13 protein-coding genes are annotated in these 14,814 nt (G+C 46.2%); 4 read left to right on the top strand and 9 right to left on the bottom strand.

The features are described from left to right. The first annotated feature begins 503 nt into the window (after window positions 1-503). Window positions 504-941 (top strand): DoxX family protein, encoded by a 438-nt coding sequence (locus EV202_RS01960; protein WP_131925077.1) that lies wholly within the window; start codon window positions 504-506, stop codon window positions 939-941. Between the two features lie 145 nt (window positions 942-1,086). Beyond that, window positions 1,087-1,641, top strand: a complete 555-nt coding sequence (locus EV202_RS01965; protein ID WP_106070445.1) for a DUF3332 domain-containing protein — start codon at window positions 1,087-1,089, stop codon at window positions 1,639-1,641. 368 nt (window positions 1,642-2,009) lie between these two features. Here the strand turns inward: EV202_RS01965 and galE are convergent, their stop codons facing one another. The 9 genes from galE to EV202_RS02015 all read right to left on the bottom strand — a co-directional run bounded on the left by galE (window position 2,010) and on the right by EV202_RS02015 (window position 10,894). After that, complete coding sequence (galE, locus tag EV202_RS01975) at window positions 2,010-3,044, bottom strand: UDP-glucose 4-epimerase GalE (protein ID WP_106068599.1); 1,035 nt, start codon at window positions 3,042-3,044, stop codon at window positions 2,010-2,012. Between the two features lie 133 nt (window positions 3,045-3,177). Next, window positions 3,178-3,756, bottom strand: a complete 579-nt coding sequence (rsxA, locus tag EV202_RS01980) for an electron transport complex subunit RsxA (RefSeq protein WP_106068598.1) — start codon at window positions 3,754-3,756, stop codon at window positions 3,178-3,180. A gap of 38 nt (window positions 3,757-3,794) precedes the next feature. After that, window positions 3,795-4,382 (bottom strand): electron transport complex subunit RsxE, encoded by a 588-nt coding sequence (gene rsxE / locus EV202_RS01985; RefSeq protein WP_106068597.1) that lies wholly within the window; start codon window positions 4,380-4,382, stop codon window positions 3,795-3,797. Window positions 4,383-4,397: 15 nt separating this feature from the next. Then, window positions 4,398-5,063 (bottom strand): RnfABCDGE type electron transport complex subunit G, encoded by a 666-nt coding sequence (locus tag EV202_RS01990; protein ID WP_106068596.1) that lies wholly within the window; start codon window positions 5,061-5,063, stop codon window positions 4,398-4,400. Further along, window positions 5,060-6,052 (bottom strand): RnfABCDGE type electron transport complex subunit D, encoded by a 993-nt coding sequence (locus EV202_RS01995; RefSeq protein WP_106068595.1) that lies wholly within the window; start codon window positions 6,050-6,052, stop codon window positions 5,060-5,062. The genes EV202_RS01990 and EV202_RS01995 overlap by 4 nt, the downstream gene beginning before the upstream one ends. A gap of 18 nt (window positions 6,053-6,070) precedes the next feature. Next, window positions 6,071-7,408 carry an electron transport complex subunit RsxC gene (gene rsxC, locus EV202_RS02000; protein WP_106068594.1) on the bottom strand — a complete coding sequence of 446 codons (1,338 nt, stop codon included), beginning with the start codon at window positions 7,406-7,408 and terminating at the stop codon, window positions 6,071-6,073. A 38-nt stretch (window positions 7,409-7,446) separates the two neighbouring features. Next, the gene (locus EV202_RS02005) at window positions 7,447-8,412 is read right to left on the bottom strand and encodes a Fe-S cluster domain-containing protein (RefSeq protein ID WP_131925079.1); all 966 of its coding nucleotides are present in this window, start codon (window positions 8,410-8,412) and stop codon (window positions 7,447-7,449) included. 36 nt (window positions 8,413-8,448) lie between these two features. Continuing rightward, complete coding sequence (locus tag EV202_RS02010) at window positions 8,449-8,871, bottom strand: SoxR reducing system RseC family protein (protein WP_106068592.1); 423 nt, start codon at window positions 8,869-8,871, stop codon at window positions 8,449-8,451. A gap of 583 nt (window positions 8,872-9,454) precedes the next feature. Then, window positions 9,455-10,894 (bottom strand): DUF3078 domain-containing protein, encoded by a 1,440-nt coding sequence (locus EV202_RS02015; protein WP_165899387.1) that lies wholly within the window; start codon window positions 10,892-10,894, stop codon window positions 9,455-9,457. Window positions 10,895-11,245: 351 nt separating this feature from the next. On the opposite strand from EV202_RS02015, the gene EV202_RS02020 reads away from it, so the two are divergent. Next, the gene (locus tag EV202_RS02020) at window positions 11,246-12,874 is read left to right on the top strand and encodes a CTP synthase (RefSeq protein WP_131925081.1); all 1,629 of its coding nucleotides are present in this window, start codon (window positions 11,246-11,248) and stop codon (window positions 12,872-12,874) included. Between the two features lie 53 nt (window positions 12,875-12,927). Beyond that, the gene (gene yidC, locus EV202_RS02025; RefSeq protein WP_131925083.1) at window positions 12,928-14,781 is read left to right on the top strand and encodes a membrane protein insertase YidC; all 1,854 of its coding nucleotides are present in this window, start codon (window positions 12,928-12,930) and stop codon (window positions 14,779-14,781) included. The last annotated feature ends 33 nt before the right edge of the window (window positions 14,782-14,814 follow it).

Here is a 14,814-nt window from a genome sequence, read left to right on the forward strand (position 1 = left end):
TTATCAGTATCCCAGCACGAAAGTAACAATAAACCTGTTATAGCTAGAATTGCTAGTTTATATATAGTCTTTTTCCTCATAACACAATCGGATATGAAATCAAAAGTGATTATTATAAGAGAACGTTGCAAATATACATTTTTTTCAATAAATTACACTTCCTATAGCTGTTTATTTATATTTACTTTCTGCTAACTACAATGAAACAGACATATTCTTCCGTGACAAGGTTCATTCATGAATCCTCCTCACGGATGCTGCTGCTAAGAATGTGCACTATGTATTCTGTATTTGGACCGAACATAATAATTCAAATGTACGACATTAACAGGAGAATCTATACCTTGTGGTTACAAAGCGAAAGACAAATAAGTCAAGGAAAGAGCAATTGCTGAAAACAAAAGAATACCGATTCGATTCATCTTTCATTTATTGAAACAGGAATAAACTTTTCAGAATTATTTTTTGTTACACTCTCTATATAAACCAAAAAAGAGAAAATTATGTTTAGACAATTATTATTTCCTACTCAACCGGATGGAAAAATCGTATCTGTTATACTGCTAATGGCAAGAATAGTGTTTGGTATATTAATGATGACTCATGGTATCCGGAAATGGACAGATTTTCAAGAGTTATCCGCAGTTTTTCCCGATCCCTTAGGGGTAGGCTCTTCCCTTTCTTTAAGTTTAGCCATTTTTGGAGAATTGGCATGTTCCATTGCTTTTATTTTAGGTTTCTTATACCATTTGTCAATGATCCCCATGATATTCACAATGATAGTCGCTTTCTTCATCATTCATGCTAACGACCCTTTTGCCGCCAAAGGACTTGCTTTTATCTATTTGGCAGTATTTATCCTGATGTATATTGTGGGTTCGGGGAAGTATGCAATAGACAGTTGGCTTGAGAAGTTTATATATCAAAAAAGAGATAAATAGTTGTTATTTATTTTTAATAAACAGTTTTTTTTCAAGAGTTATGTACTTTTTATTTGAAAAAGTATATATTTGCAGGTAATTAACAATGGCTCTCTCAAAGAGCTATCCATAATAAAATATCATTAAACTTTAAAAAAGAATGATTATGAAAAAGCTTAATTTCAAGATGGCTGCCACTGTAATGGTTTGTGGTGCTTTCCTTTTGAGTTCCTGCATTGGCTCTTTTGCTTTGCATGGTAAATTGGTAAATTGGAATCAAAATGTCAGCAACAAGTTTGTGAACGAATTGATTTTCCTTGCATTCAACATTGTTCCGGTATATGGTGTATGTTATGTAGCCGATGCTTTGGTTATCAACTCCATCGAATTCTGGAGTGGTAACAATCCTATAGCCAGTGTAGGTGATGTAAAAAAAGTAAAAGGTGAAAACGGCAATTACTTGGTACAAACTCTTGAGAATGGTTACTCTATCACAAAAGAAGGTGAAAGTACTTCTATGGAGTTGATATACAACAAAGAATTAAATACTTGGAATATTGTGACCGAAGGTGTCAGCACCGAACTTTTGCAGATGAACAATGACGGTACTGCACAGATCACTCTCCCTAACGGTGAAGAAATGACGGTTACATTGGATGCTAATGGTGTGGCAGCAGCTCATCAGGCAACAATGATCAACACTTATTATGCAGCAAGATAATTCCCGATAGGAAAGAGAGTAAGAATAAAAACTCTCATTTTTTTAAGTACAGATTGCACAGAAAACGCATGCTTCTATATAATTTTAAGCATGTCAATTCTGTGAGATCTGTATTTTTTATAGCCATACTTACAGAGCCTATTTCTCATATAAAAAATGGGCCTTATCTCTCGATAAGGCCCACTCACAACACAAACACAAAATAAAACACGACAAAACTACTATGCAATCGCACCTGTCTATGTCGGGGAGACATACGTACTACCTTATGGATATTCACATATACATCGATAGCTTCAGGCGGATTGTCTCTTTATAAACAAATGTAGAGAACATTTGTTCATAGTCAGTTTAAACTATATATACATTTATTGTATTCCTCTTTCACGAAGCTTTAACTGCCACTTCCATGCGGAAAGCAATGTATCTTCGATTCCGGTTTCCGCTTTCCATCCCAATTCATTGTTGGCCAATTCCGGATTTGCCCATACCTTCTCTATATCACCGGCACGACGACCCACAATTTGATAGTTCAACTTCACTCCGGTAGCTTTTTCAAAAGCGTTTATCAATTCCAAAACTGAAAGTCCACGTCCCGTACCGATATTAAACACTTCTACTTTTTCTTTCTGTTTGTTCTCCAATATGCGGCGGATGGCCACTACGTGCGCCTTTGCCAAATCTACCACATTGATGAAGTCGCGGATGCAAGAACCATCGGGAGTATTGTAATCATCACCAAATACACTCAATTTCTCGCGAATGCCGATGGCCGTCTGGGTTAGATATGGTATCAGGTTCTGCGGCACACCGTTAGGTAACTCACCCAATAATGCAGTGGGGTGTGCACCAATCGGATTGAAGTAACGCAACAAGACAGCCTTGACAGGAGCGCCCGAAGCAACTGTGTCACGAACAATTTCTTCGTTTATCTGCTTCGTGTTGCCATAAGGAGACTCTGCTTTCTTGATAGGTGCTTTTTCCGTTACCGGAAGTTCGTCCGGCTGGCCATAGACCGTACAAGATGAGGAGAACACGATACCTTCTACTCCATATTTCGGCATTAATTCCAGCAGGTTTATCAATGACACCAAGTTATTGCGATAATACATCAACGGCTTTTGAACAGATTCGCCCACAGCCTTGCTGGCTGCGAAATGAATGATGGCCTTGATTCCTTTGTGCTTTGCAAACAAAGCATCGAGACCTTCAAAGTTCAGACAGTCCAGTTTCTCGAACACAGGACGTATGCCGGACACTTTTTCTATATTATCTACGACGTCTGCGGAAGAGTTCGACAGGTTATCGATGATAACCACTTCGTAACCGGCGCTCTGAAGCTCTACCACAGTATGTGAACCGATGTATCCGGTTCCTCCCGTAACTAATATCTTTTCTTTCATATTCAAATTAAGCGATTTAGCCTTTAGAGTTATGAATTACGATGCAAATGTACGAAAATATTTTAATATAAAAGATAGAAGAGGAGATAAAATTTTGTTTATCTCCTCTTCTATCTTTTATAGTTTCTGTTTCTCAGATTTTTACGACCCCAGAGAAACCCATGAATGCCATTGCCAGCAGACCGGCAGTTATCAGGGCTATGGGAGTGCCTCGCATGCCTTTGGGGATATCCACCAAGCTCATCTGCTCGCGCAAGCCGGCAAACAGGGTCAACGCCAACCCAAAGCCGAGCGCGGTAGAGAAAGCATAAACCACACCCGTAAGCAGGTCATAGTCTTTCTGGATAACGAGGATAGCCACACCGAGAATACAACAGTTGGTGGTTATCAACGGGAGGAATACACCCAATGCCTGATACAATGATGGAGAAACTTTCTTCAGAATGATTTCCACCATCTGTACCAAAGCGGCAATCACCAGAATGAAAGTAATTGTCTGCAAATATCCCAATCCGAAGGCATCGAGTACATACTTCTGAATAAGAAATGTGACAATAGTAGCAATGGTTAGCACAAATGCCACTGCCGCCGACATGCCCAATGCCGTCTCTACTTTCTTGGAAACGCCCAGAAACGGGCAGATTCCCAAAAATTGCGACAATACGATGTTGTTTACAAAGATTGCCGAGATAAATATCAATATATATTCCATAATTCTAATTGTTTATTTCGTTCTTTCAATCCTTCACTTTAATTGCTCTTCTTCAGGCTGTTAATCAAGGCTATCAGATATCCCAGAGCAATAAATGCACCCGGGGCAAGGACAAAAACCAACATACCGTATTCTTCGGGCAGAATGGAGAAGTTGAAAATTTTTCCGGTACCGAGGAATTCGCGAACGGCTCCCAGCAACGTCAGTGCAAGCGTAAAACCAAGTCCCATACCCAAACCATCGAACATGGATGCCACAGGACCGTTCTTCGCTGCAAAAGCTTCGGCACGCCCCAGCACAATGCAGTTCACCACAATCAGCGGAATGAAAAGCCCCAGTGTGGCATACAGTGCCGGCACATAGGCCTGCATCACCATTTGAAGCAATGTCACGAAAGAGGCGATTACCACAATGAAAGAAGGGATACGCACCATGTCGGGAATCAGATTCTTGATGGCAGAAATCACTATATTGGAACAAATCAGTACGAACATGGTGGCAAGTCCCATGCCCATACCATTGATGGCCGAGGAGGTAGTACCAAGTGTAGGACACATGCCCAACAGGAGCACAAATGTGGGATTTTCTTTCACAATCCCGTTCATCATCACTTTAAAATTATTCATATCTCTACTCCTTTCTTATTTAGCACCGAGCGTATCCGCAGCTTGGGTAGCTACGGTGTCGGCGGGTTGTTCAACATTCTTTTGAGTAGCGCTCGTAGTGCCGTCGGCCGTGTTTTGTCCGGCATAAGCGGCATAGGCAGCATTCACGGCTTTAAGGAAAGCACGCGAGGTTATGGTAGAAGCCGTGATTGCATCTACCTTACCTCCGTCTTTGCTGACTGTCAGCGGCGTTTCACCCGGATTCATACCGGTGATATCGCCCTTATTGCCTTTCTTGAACCAATCGGAGGCCTTGGAACCCAATCCCGGTGTCTCTACATGCGACAACAAGGAATAGTCTATAACCTTTCCATCGGCATCGAAGCCTACCAGTACCTTCAGCTCACCACCGAAGCCCATGCTTGTAGCTTCGATGGCCGCACCGATATATTGGCCGGCTTTAGTGGCCGGATATACGGCATATTCCACTCCATCCACTTCCTGCATTTTCTTTTCGGCTATGGGGTCGTTGTCGAATCCCGGCACTACTGCACTGACCGCATCGCTCAGGGTTTTGGCGTTGGCCTTCGCAATGGGTTCTTTGGTGAGTTCGTTCACATAAGCCAGCAACGCTACGGAGATGACAGTGACACCCGTAAGCACCAGCAACATATTCTTCAAGGATGATTCTAACTTTTTCATTTCTTCTTCGCTACCTCCCCAAAGCGTTTAGGTTTGACATACGTATTAATTAACGGAGTAAACGCATTCATTATCAGAATGGCGAACGACATACCTTCTGGATAAGCTCCGAAAAGACGGATAACGACTGTCAGCAAGCCGATGCATACACCATAAATCAACATTCCTTTGTGGCTCATCGGAGAAGTGACATAGTCCGTTGCCATGAAGACGGCTCCCAGCATCAAACCACCTGAGAGCAGCTGTACAAACGGAGATACATAAAGACCGGGATTCACCAAATGCATGATGCCGGAAAAAACAAACACTGTTGCAAGAATAGACACGGGAATATGCCAAGAAATAATTCTTTTCCATAACATATAGACCAGTCCTAACAGTAAGGCCAATGCGCTGACTTCGCCGAGGCAACCGCCATTGTTACCAATCAGCAGGTCGAAAGCTCCCGGAAGGTCGCTCAACGACATGCCCGGAGCACCATTGATGACTCCTTTCATTATGGCCAGAGGAGTGGCGGCCGTGGTGGCATCGGTATATGCGGTTAGTTGACCAACTACCGGCCAAGTAGTCATCTGCACGGGAAATGAGAGCAAGAGGAACACACGCCCGGCCAATGCGGGGTTGAACGGATTGGCTCCCAAACCGCCGAAAGACATCTTACCTACACCGATAGCAAACAGTGCACCTAAGATGATAATCCAGACAGGAAGATTGGAAGGTAGGTTGAATGCCAGCAATACACCAGTGATAACGGCAGACCCGTCGGTGATAGTTGCGGTTTCTTTCTTTAAAAGATATTTGCCGATGGCCCATTCAAAAAACAGGCAGGCTGCTACGGAAGTGGCCGTAACAATCAGCGCACCCAGTCCGAAAAAGTAGAGCGACACGAGGAAGGCCGGCATCAATGCCACGAGTACGCCGTACATATTCTTCTTCACGCTGTCGCCTCCATGAACGTGGGGCGAAAGGGATACGATTAATTTATTCATAAGGATAAAATTCTACTTTCATTTTTTTACTTGACGCGCGCGAATCATAGCTCCTACTTTGCCCTTTCCCAAACGGATATAGTCCAGCAACGGACGGTTGGAAGGACATGTAAACTGGCACGAACCGCATTCTATGCACGACATGACGTCTTCTTTCTCTACTTTCTCGAAATCTCCGTGAGCCGACACAGTGGCAAGCAGGTAAGGTTCCAGTCCCATAGGGCAGGCCGATACACACTTGGCACAACGAATACAGGGCTGCACTTCGCTTCGCTTGGCCTCCTTGTCGTTCATGATAAGGATGCCCGAACTGCCTTTTGCGGTGGGCACGTCTGTATTCACCAACGCTTTGCCCATCATGGGGCCGCCGCCGATAATCTTTCCCGTATCTTCGGGCAGACCTCCGCAGGCATCAATCAATTGCTTCATGGGCGTGCCGATACGGGCAAGGAAATTGGAAGGCTTTGAGAGAGATTTACCGGTGACAGTGATGACACGCTCAAACAATGGCTTATTCTTTTGGACGGCCTGATATACGGCAAATGCCGTACCCACGTTCTGCACAACGGCTCCGGTGGAAATGGGCAACGCTCCGGCTGCCACCTGACGACTGATGACGGCATCAATCAGTTGTTTTTCGCCTCCTTGCGGATACTGCACTTTTAAAGGTACTACTTCGATACCTGCATAGGCAGATGCCACTTTGCCCATCAACTGAATGGCATCAGGCTTGTTGTTCTCAATACCAATAAAGGCTTTGTTCACTTTCACGGCTTTCATCAGGATGGACACTCCCACCATGATTTCTTCGGCATGCTCCAGCATCAGCTGGTGGTCGGCAGTAAGATAAGGTTCGCACTCCACGGCATTGATGATGACGCAGTCGGCCTTGAATGCGGGAGGAGGACACAGCTTCACTTGCGTGGGAAAACAGGCTCCGCCCAATCCCACGATACCGGCATCGGTTATCTTCTTCACAATCTCCTCCGCACCGAGGGCGCACTCCTTTACCAGCGTCTCGCTACGGTCGATGGATTCTTCCCATTCATCTCCTTCCACATCGATGAAGATGGCGGGTTTGGCATAACCACTGGCATCGATAATCGTATCAATCTTAGCCACTTTTCCACTGACCGACGAGTGGATGGCTGCCGATACAAAACCGCCTGGTTCGGCAATCTTCGTACCTACTTTCACTGCATCGCCTTTGGCTACTATGGGCTTGGCAGGAGCGCCGATGTGTTGTCCAAGCAAGATGACGGCCTTTGCCGGAACATCTGCCTTGACAATGGGCTGATGAGCTGAAAGTTTATTTTCGTGTGGATGAACTCCACCGATTGAAAATGTCTTCAACATACAATTCTGTATTTTTAGTCGTTTATTTACTCATTAATTCATGCCTCCGGTTTCGGGGCTTCTACAACTTCGGTCACTTTTGCCGTTTTCGGAGTTTCGGCTGTTTCAAGAGCGGCTTCGGCAGCCTTAGGGGAAGTTTCGGCAACCTTCTCAACAGGTGGAGCAACCGATTCTGTTTTGGGTTTACGTGGCGGGAAGTTCAGCGCGATAATGGTGTCTTGCGGACATGCCTCTTCGCACTTGCGGCAGAGCTTGCACTTGTAAGGGTCGATGTAGGCCAGATTGTTTTCCAACGTGATGGCATCGAAAGCACACGCCTTGACACACTTGCCGCAGCCGATACATGCCACGGTGCAAGCCTTGCGCGCCACGGCACCCTTGTCTTTGTTTACGCACTGCACATAGATGCGGCGCGATTTTTTGCCTTGGGGACGTAGTTCGATGATGGTTTTGGGACATGCCTTGACGCATGCGCCACAAGCTGTACATTTCTCTTCGTCCACCTCAGGAAGTCCGGTTTCCGGATTCATGTGGATGGCATCGAACCGGCAGGCAGCTACACAGTCGCCACATCCCAAGCATCCATAGCTACAACCTGTTTCACCACCGTAAAGTGAAGCGGCGATGGCACAACTCATGACACCGTCGTATTGGTTCAGGCGGGGACGGTTGGCACATGTCCCGTTACACCTCACCACCGCAACCAAAGGTTCGGAAGCAACGGCGTCCAACCCTAAAATACCGGCAATCTTGTCCATGACAGGCTGTCCGCCTACGGGGCAAAACTTACCTTCCAGCGAACCAGCCTTCACACAAGCATCTGCAAATCCGCTACAACCGGGGTAACCACATCCACCGCAATTAGCCTGCGGAAGCACTTCGCCTACCCGGGCAATTCGCGGATCTTCATACACGGCGAATTTCTTGGAAGCAACGTAAAGGATAGCGGCTGACACCAGCGCTATGGCTCCCAGCGAAATCACTGCAATCAGAATTACATTCATAAATTAGTCATTTATTAATTATTGTTTTGTTATTAGTCAGTTCATAGGTTGCACCGAAAACGAGAATTTCTTCCCTATGCGTGCCTTGTTCAGCCACAGTATATAATAATAAGGTATAAGAAGAGCCAACGAGCCGAGCGCGGCAAACAGTTCGTCATTTCGGACAGCCATAAGGACGAATAGCGAGACGATTAAAACGAGGAAAGGAAGGATAAAGGCCAATAATACGGCCATTGCCCCCATAGAGAGTCGACCTGCCACCCATACTCGGTCTCCGGGGCTGTAGGATGCGGCGTTCACATCATACACATCGACAAGTTTCTCTTTTGTTTCGGCAGCGGTGCAATGTCCTTTGGCGCTACACGAAGCGCATGCCGAGGTTTGAACAATTCTCACTTGAAGATGAGAATCACTTATGTTTTCCACAATACCTTGATGTCTTATGATAGTATTCGCCATTTTGCAAAGTGTGCATTACAAATCGCGGCAAATTTACATATAATTTATGAACTACAAGGGAGAAAGGGATTTTTTATGTGTGCGATAACGTTCTTTTTTCATTTTTGCACATTTTTTCTGTCATATTTCCACTCGAAGAAATGAAGGGACAGTCTTGATACGCGGGCGGCGGGATAAATTATATTTCAGAACAGCTCCATGAATCCGTCCTTCTATTTAAGTACGGAAAAGTCTCCGGCCTGCACAAACATCCATGATAAAATTGTGTGACAGAAAGGTTGATATGTAATAATATTTCCAAGTCATATTTTCCCTCAATCCGACCGTCGGGCTATAAGTCGTCACCTACGCCAGAATACCTTCTGGCAAGGGGGTGGATCAGTATACGACTGATTCCACATCAGTATACGACAGAGGGTACATCAGTCGTATACTGATCTACCCTCTGTATAGGAGTGAGAAAAGACAACTCTGTTTTTGATCCCAAATGAAAAGGAATAAAGGCGTAGTTTGTAAAATTATTCTCCTGTATTCCATCCGCACATTGATTGCTATCCGCATATAAGACACCAACTTTTCGCTTCTACCACTTATAATTTATACCGAAGCTGAGTAATTCCTTTACTTGAAAGTAACTGTTGCCCGATTTCGGTTTGGAACTGTCGTCGTAGCGGGCATGCACATAGAGCTTGGTGGAGAGATAGCGGTTCAGCACGAAATTCACGGTGTTTTCCCATTCCACACGCGTCCACTCATAGCTAGTTTGGAAGTCCATGCGGGAATCCAATACGATGGATGGAATGATAATCCACGAGAGTGTGGGTTGCACCTGCGAACCGAAGTTATGCTTCAACCTCCGGCCCTTGTCCAAACCGAAACTTACCTCGTCCACCTTGTCGTTACCCACATAGCGCAGCATGTAGGTCAGCGGACCGATGAATACGGAAAGATTGAACCGTTTCTTTTTCAACTTATAGTCCATACCGATACTGATAGTCCAGTCGAGCGGCGCAAGGAAAGACGTCACCAAATCATTGGTGTTTTTCTTGTAACTGCGGAAGAGCTGTGTCCGCATATCCGTAGACACCGTGTAATACCAATTGTGTGCGGCCTGGATACCCAGCTTACTGTAAAGACGAATCTGGTCGGTGCTCACCATATATTTATGGCAAGTGTCCGAAGGAGCCGAACTGAATCCCAGTTTCACGTCCAGCAGATTCTCCCACTGCAGCATCTCTTTGTCATTGTAGTTGGCAAAGAGCTGTAAATTGGCAAACAATGCGTTCGTGCTCTCGCCTCCTTTATACCAGTTATCGGAAATATAGTTCTGAGTGAATTGCAACGAGCCGTTTCCACCGAACAACCACCAATTGGGTTTATGTATAATCACGTCGGCATCTTCCCTCACCCCTACCGCGTCTTCTTGAGCAAAGAGCTTCAGTACTGAAGGTTTCGAGGAGACTTCTTTTTCTATGTTATCTTGGAAAATCCGTCCTTTCATAACTTCGCGCTCGGTATTGACTACGAGTTCCGGACAATTCACATAGGTATTCAACAACGTATGGTCTACCAATCGGTTGACACGCTCCTTGGAAGTGAAACTCAAGGTATCGAACGGCAACAAAGCAGAAGCTTCCTCCCGTCCCGTATCGTCTGCTGAAAACTTCCAATCCACCTCGGAAAGCCGCCCCATAGGTGCGTAATAATAAGTAAGAGGAACGAATAGCCGGTAATAATCCGGATTAAAAGCTATATACCGTTCGGGCGTGGAAGGATCGTTCAAATAGTCCAGCACTCCGATGTACTTCTCGTATAAAATGGAAACCGTATCCATTTTATAACGTCCTTCCTCCGGTTTCAGCTTCAATATCATGTAATCCTTCATGATTCCCGTCAGCGTATCAATCGGAGCGGCTATCTCTTGCCGCATGTTTTTAGGAGCAACATCCCATGTGTTATGTGCCGCTATCGGCATTGAAAACAAGGCGGCAATCACCCCAACAGTGATATGTCTATTCTTCATAAGTCTCTAAAATCTCTGATTTGTGCGCAAAATTAGCCCAAAAACTCCAGAATACATAAAAAACACGCAAGAAAAAGCAATGTCCGGTTCTTCGATGAAATCGCATTTTTTTAGATTTGTTTCACCGAAACTTTCTCTACTTCTTCTTTTTTTCTTAATTTTGCGCTTTTTAAGGGGCGGCTCAAACAAAAAAGCACCATTTCTTTCGATGGTGTTTTTCCGGCAAACCGGTGTGCTCTCCGCGCATTTATAAAGAGAATGGACGTTTTACACATCTTTCTGAATGACTGAAAGTTGACAGTATAAAAACATTTTAATCACATACTTAACGATTAATAAAACAATATAGTTGTGGGAGAAACAAAGTATATTTTCGTCACCGGTGGCGTTGCCTCTTCATTAGGCAAGGGCATTATATCATCCTCCATCGGCAAATTGCTGCAAGCAAGAGGTTACAAAGTAACCATCCAGAAATTCGATCCGTATATCAACATCGACCCGGGCACGCTGAACCCTTATGAGCATGGCGAGTGCTACGTCACGGTAGACGGTCACGAGGCCGACCTCGATTTAGGACACTACGAGCGCTTTTTGGGTATTCAGACCACCAAAGCAAACAACATCACGACCGGACGCATATACAAAAGTGTCATCGACAAGGAACGCCGGGGCGACTATTTGGGAAAAACCATTCAGGTGATTCCTCACATCACGGATGAAATCAAGCGTAACGTGAAACTGTTGGGCAACAAACATAAGTTCGATTTCGTCATCACCGAAATAGGCGGTACGGTAGGAGACATCGAGTCGCTGCCTTATCTTGAAAGCATTCGTCAGCTCAAATGGGAGTTGGGCAAAGACGCCTTGTGCGTACACCTTACTTATGTGCCCTACCTTGCCGCAGCCGGCGAACTTAAAACCAAACCTACCCAGCATTCGGTGAAAGAGTTGCAGAGCGCCGGTATACAGCCCGACATTCTTGTGCTGCGCACCGAACACGAACTTGGTTCGGGATTGCGCAAGAAAGTGGCTCTTTTTTGTAATGTCGACGAAAACGCCGTGGTGCAAAGCATCGATGCGCCCACCATATACGAAGTACCCATTCTGATGCAGGCGCAAGGCCTTGATGTCACTATCCTGAAAAAGATGGGACTGCCCGTAGGCGAACTTCCGGCACTGGGGCCGTGGCACACTTTCCTCGAACGTCGGCACAAAGCTGAAAAGACAGCACCCTTGCACATCGCCCTCGTGGGAAAATACGATCTGCAAGATGCCTACAAATCCATCCGTGAAGCCCTTTCGCAGGCCGGAACCTACAACGACCGCAAGGTGTCGGTAGACTTCGTGAACAGCGAGAAACTGACCGAAGAGAATGTGGCCGAAGCTTTGAAAGGCATGTCGGGCATACTCATCGGACCGGGATTCGGCGAAAGAGGCATCCCCGGAAAGTTTATCGCCATCAAATATGCCCGCACGCACGATATTCCTACTTTTGGCATCTGTCTGGGCATGCAATGCATCGCCATCGAGTTCGCGCGCAACGTGCTGGGCTATGCCGACGCCAACAGCCGCGAGATGGACGAGAAGACATCTCACAACGTTATCGACATCATGGAAGAGCAGAAATCTATCACCAACATGGGCGGAACCATGCGCTTGGGCGCTTACGAATGTGTATTGCAGAAAGGCAGTAAAGCCTACGAGGCATACGGCACCGAGCATATTCAAGAACGACACCGGCATCGCTACGAGTTCAACAATGCCTATAAGGAACAATACGAAGCTGCCGGCATGAAATGTACAGGCATCAATCCCGAATCGGACTTGGTGGAAATCGTCGAGATACCGAAACTGAAATGGTTTGTCGGCACGCAGTTCCATCCCGAATACAGCAGCACGGTGCTCAATCCGCATCCGCTGTTCGTATCTTTCGTGAAGGCCGCCATCGAGAATGAGAAAAACGACAAAACGTCTGAATAGTAAACCGTAATCGAAACAGTTAAATCATAAATAGCCAAACAGTAAAAACTCTTATGGATAAAAATACCATCACAGGGCTCGTTCTGATAGCGATATTGTTAGTGGGATTCAGTTTCCTGAGCCGTCCCAGCCAAGAACAACTGGAGGCACAGCAGCGTTACTACGATTCCATCGCCCAAGTGCAGCAACGCCAAGAGGCGCTTAAAGCAAAGTCGGAAGCCGCACTGGCCAACGAGAAGGAAGCCGAAGCAAGCGTCGACTCCGCCGCTATCTTCTTCAATGCCCGCCAAGGCACCGACTCGCAAATCATCATCAGCAACAATCTGGCAGAGATTGCCATCGGCACCAAGGGCGGACGCATTGCCTCGGCCACGCTGAAAGAGTATATGGGGCAAGACAAAACCACCCCCGTCACCCTCTTCAGCGGCAACGACGCCTCCATGAATTTCTTGTTTTATAATAAGAAAGAGACCATTCAGACGAAGGATTATTACTTCACGGCGGTTCAGCGCACGGATAGCAGTGTCACCATGCGTCTGTCGGCCGACAGTACCGGATACATCGACTTCACCTACACCATGCGTCGCGACTCTTATCTGGTGGATTTTACCATTCAAGCCGTCGGTATGGGCGACAAGCTGGCATCTGCCAACAACTCAGTGGATATAGAGTGGTGGCAGCGTGCCCGTCAGATAGAAAAGGGATATACGTATGAAAATCGTCTGTCCGAGCTGACCTATAAAGTCAGCGGTGATGGAGCCGACCACCTTTCAGCCAATAAAGACGACAGTAAGGATGTGCCCGAACGACTGGAATGGATAGCCTTCAAGAACCAGTTCTTCTCGTCCGTGTTTCTTGCCGATGCCGACTTTGAAAAGACCAAGCTGGTATCCAAGATGGATGCTCAAGGAAGCGGCTACATAAAAGACTATTCGGCCGAGATGAGCACCAAGTTCGACCCGAGCGGACAAGAACCCACCAAACTCTATTTCTACTTCGGCCCCAACCACTACAAGACACTCAGTGCCGCAGGCAACGAGCTTGACAAGGAATGGGAACTGAACCGGCTGGTTTATCTGGGTTGGCCTCTCATCCGCTGGATAAACAAGTGGTTCACCATCAACATTTTCGACTGGCTGTCGGGCTGGGGGTTGAGCATGGGCATCGTACTGCTGCTGATGACGCTGATTGTAAAAATCGTGGTATTCCCGGCAACGTGGAAGACCTATATTTCATCCGCCAGGATGCGAGTGCTGAAGCCTAAAATCGACGAGATAAACAAGAAATATCCCAAGCAGGAAGATGCCATGAAGAAGCAACAGGAGGTCATGGGGCTGTATAGCCAATACGGTGTCAGTCCGATGGGCGGCTGTTTGCCCATGCTGATACAGTTCCCTATCCTGATGGCGTTGTTCATGTTCGTGCCGAGCGCCATCGAACTCCGTCAGCAGAGTTTCTTGTGGGCCGACGACCTCTCCACCTACGACGCTATAATAAACTTCCCGTTCCATATTCCGTTCATGGGAAGCCATCTCAGCTTGTTTTGCCTGCTGATGACGGTTACCAACATTCTGAACACGAAGTACATGATGCAGCAGCAAGACACGGGAGCCAATCCGCAAATGGCAGCCATGAAGTGGATGTCCTACCTGATGCCCGTCATGTTCCTGTTTATCTTGAACGACTATCCATCGGGGTTGAACTATTATTACTTCCTCTCTACGCTGATTAGCGTGGCAACCACGCTGGTTATGCGCAAGATGACCGATGAAGAAGCGCTTCTTGCCCAATTGGAAGCCAATAAGAAAGACCCGAAGAAAATGAAGAAGACAGGATTTGCCGCCCGTCTGGAAGCCATGCAGAAGCAACAGGAGCAGATGATGAAGGAAAGACAGAACAGGAAATAACAGTAAAGGACCGATAAATGAAGGGCTGCGCCA

It is taken from the genome of Prevotella heparinolytica, assembly GCF_004342845.1.
In the GTDB taxonomy this organism is placed as follows: domain Bacteria; phylum Bacteroidota; class Bacteroidia; order Bacteroidales; family Bacteroidaceae; genus Bacteroides; species Bacteroides heparinolyticus.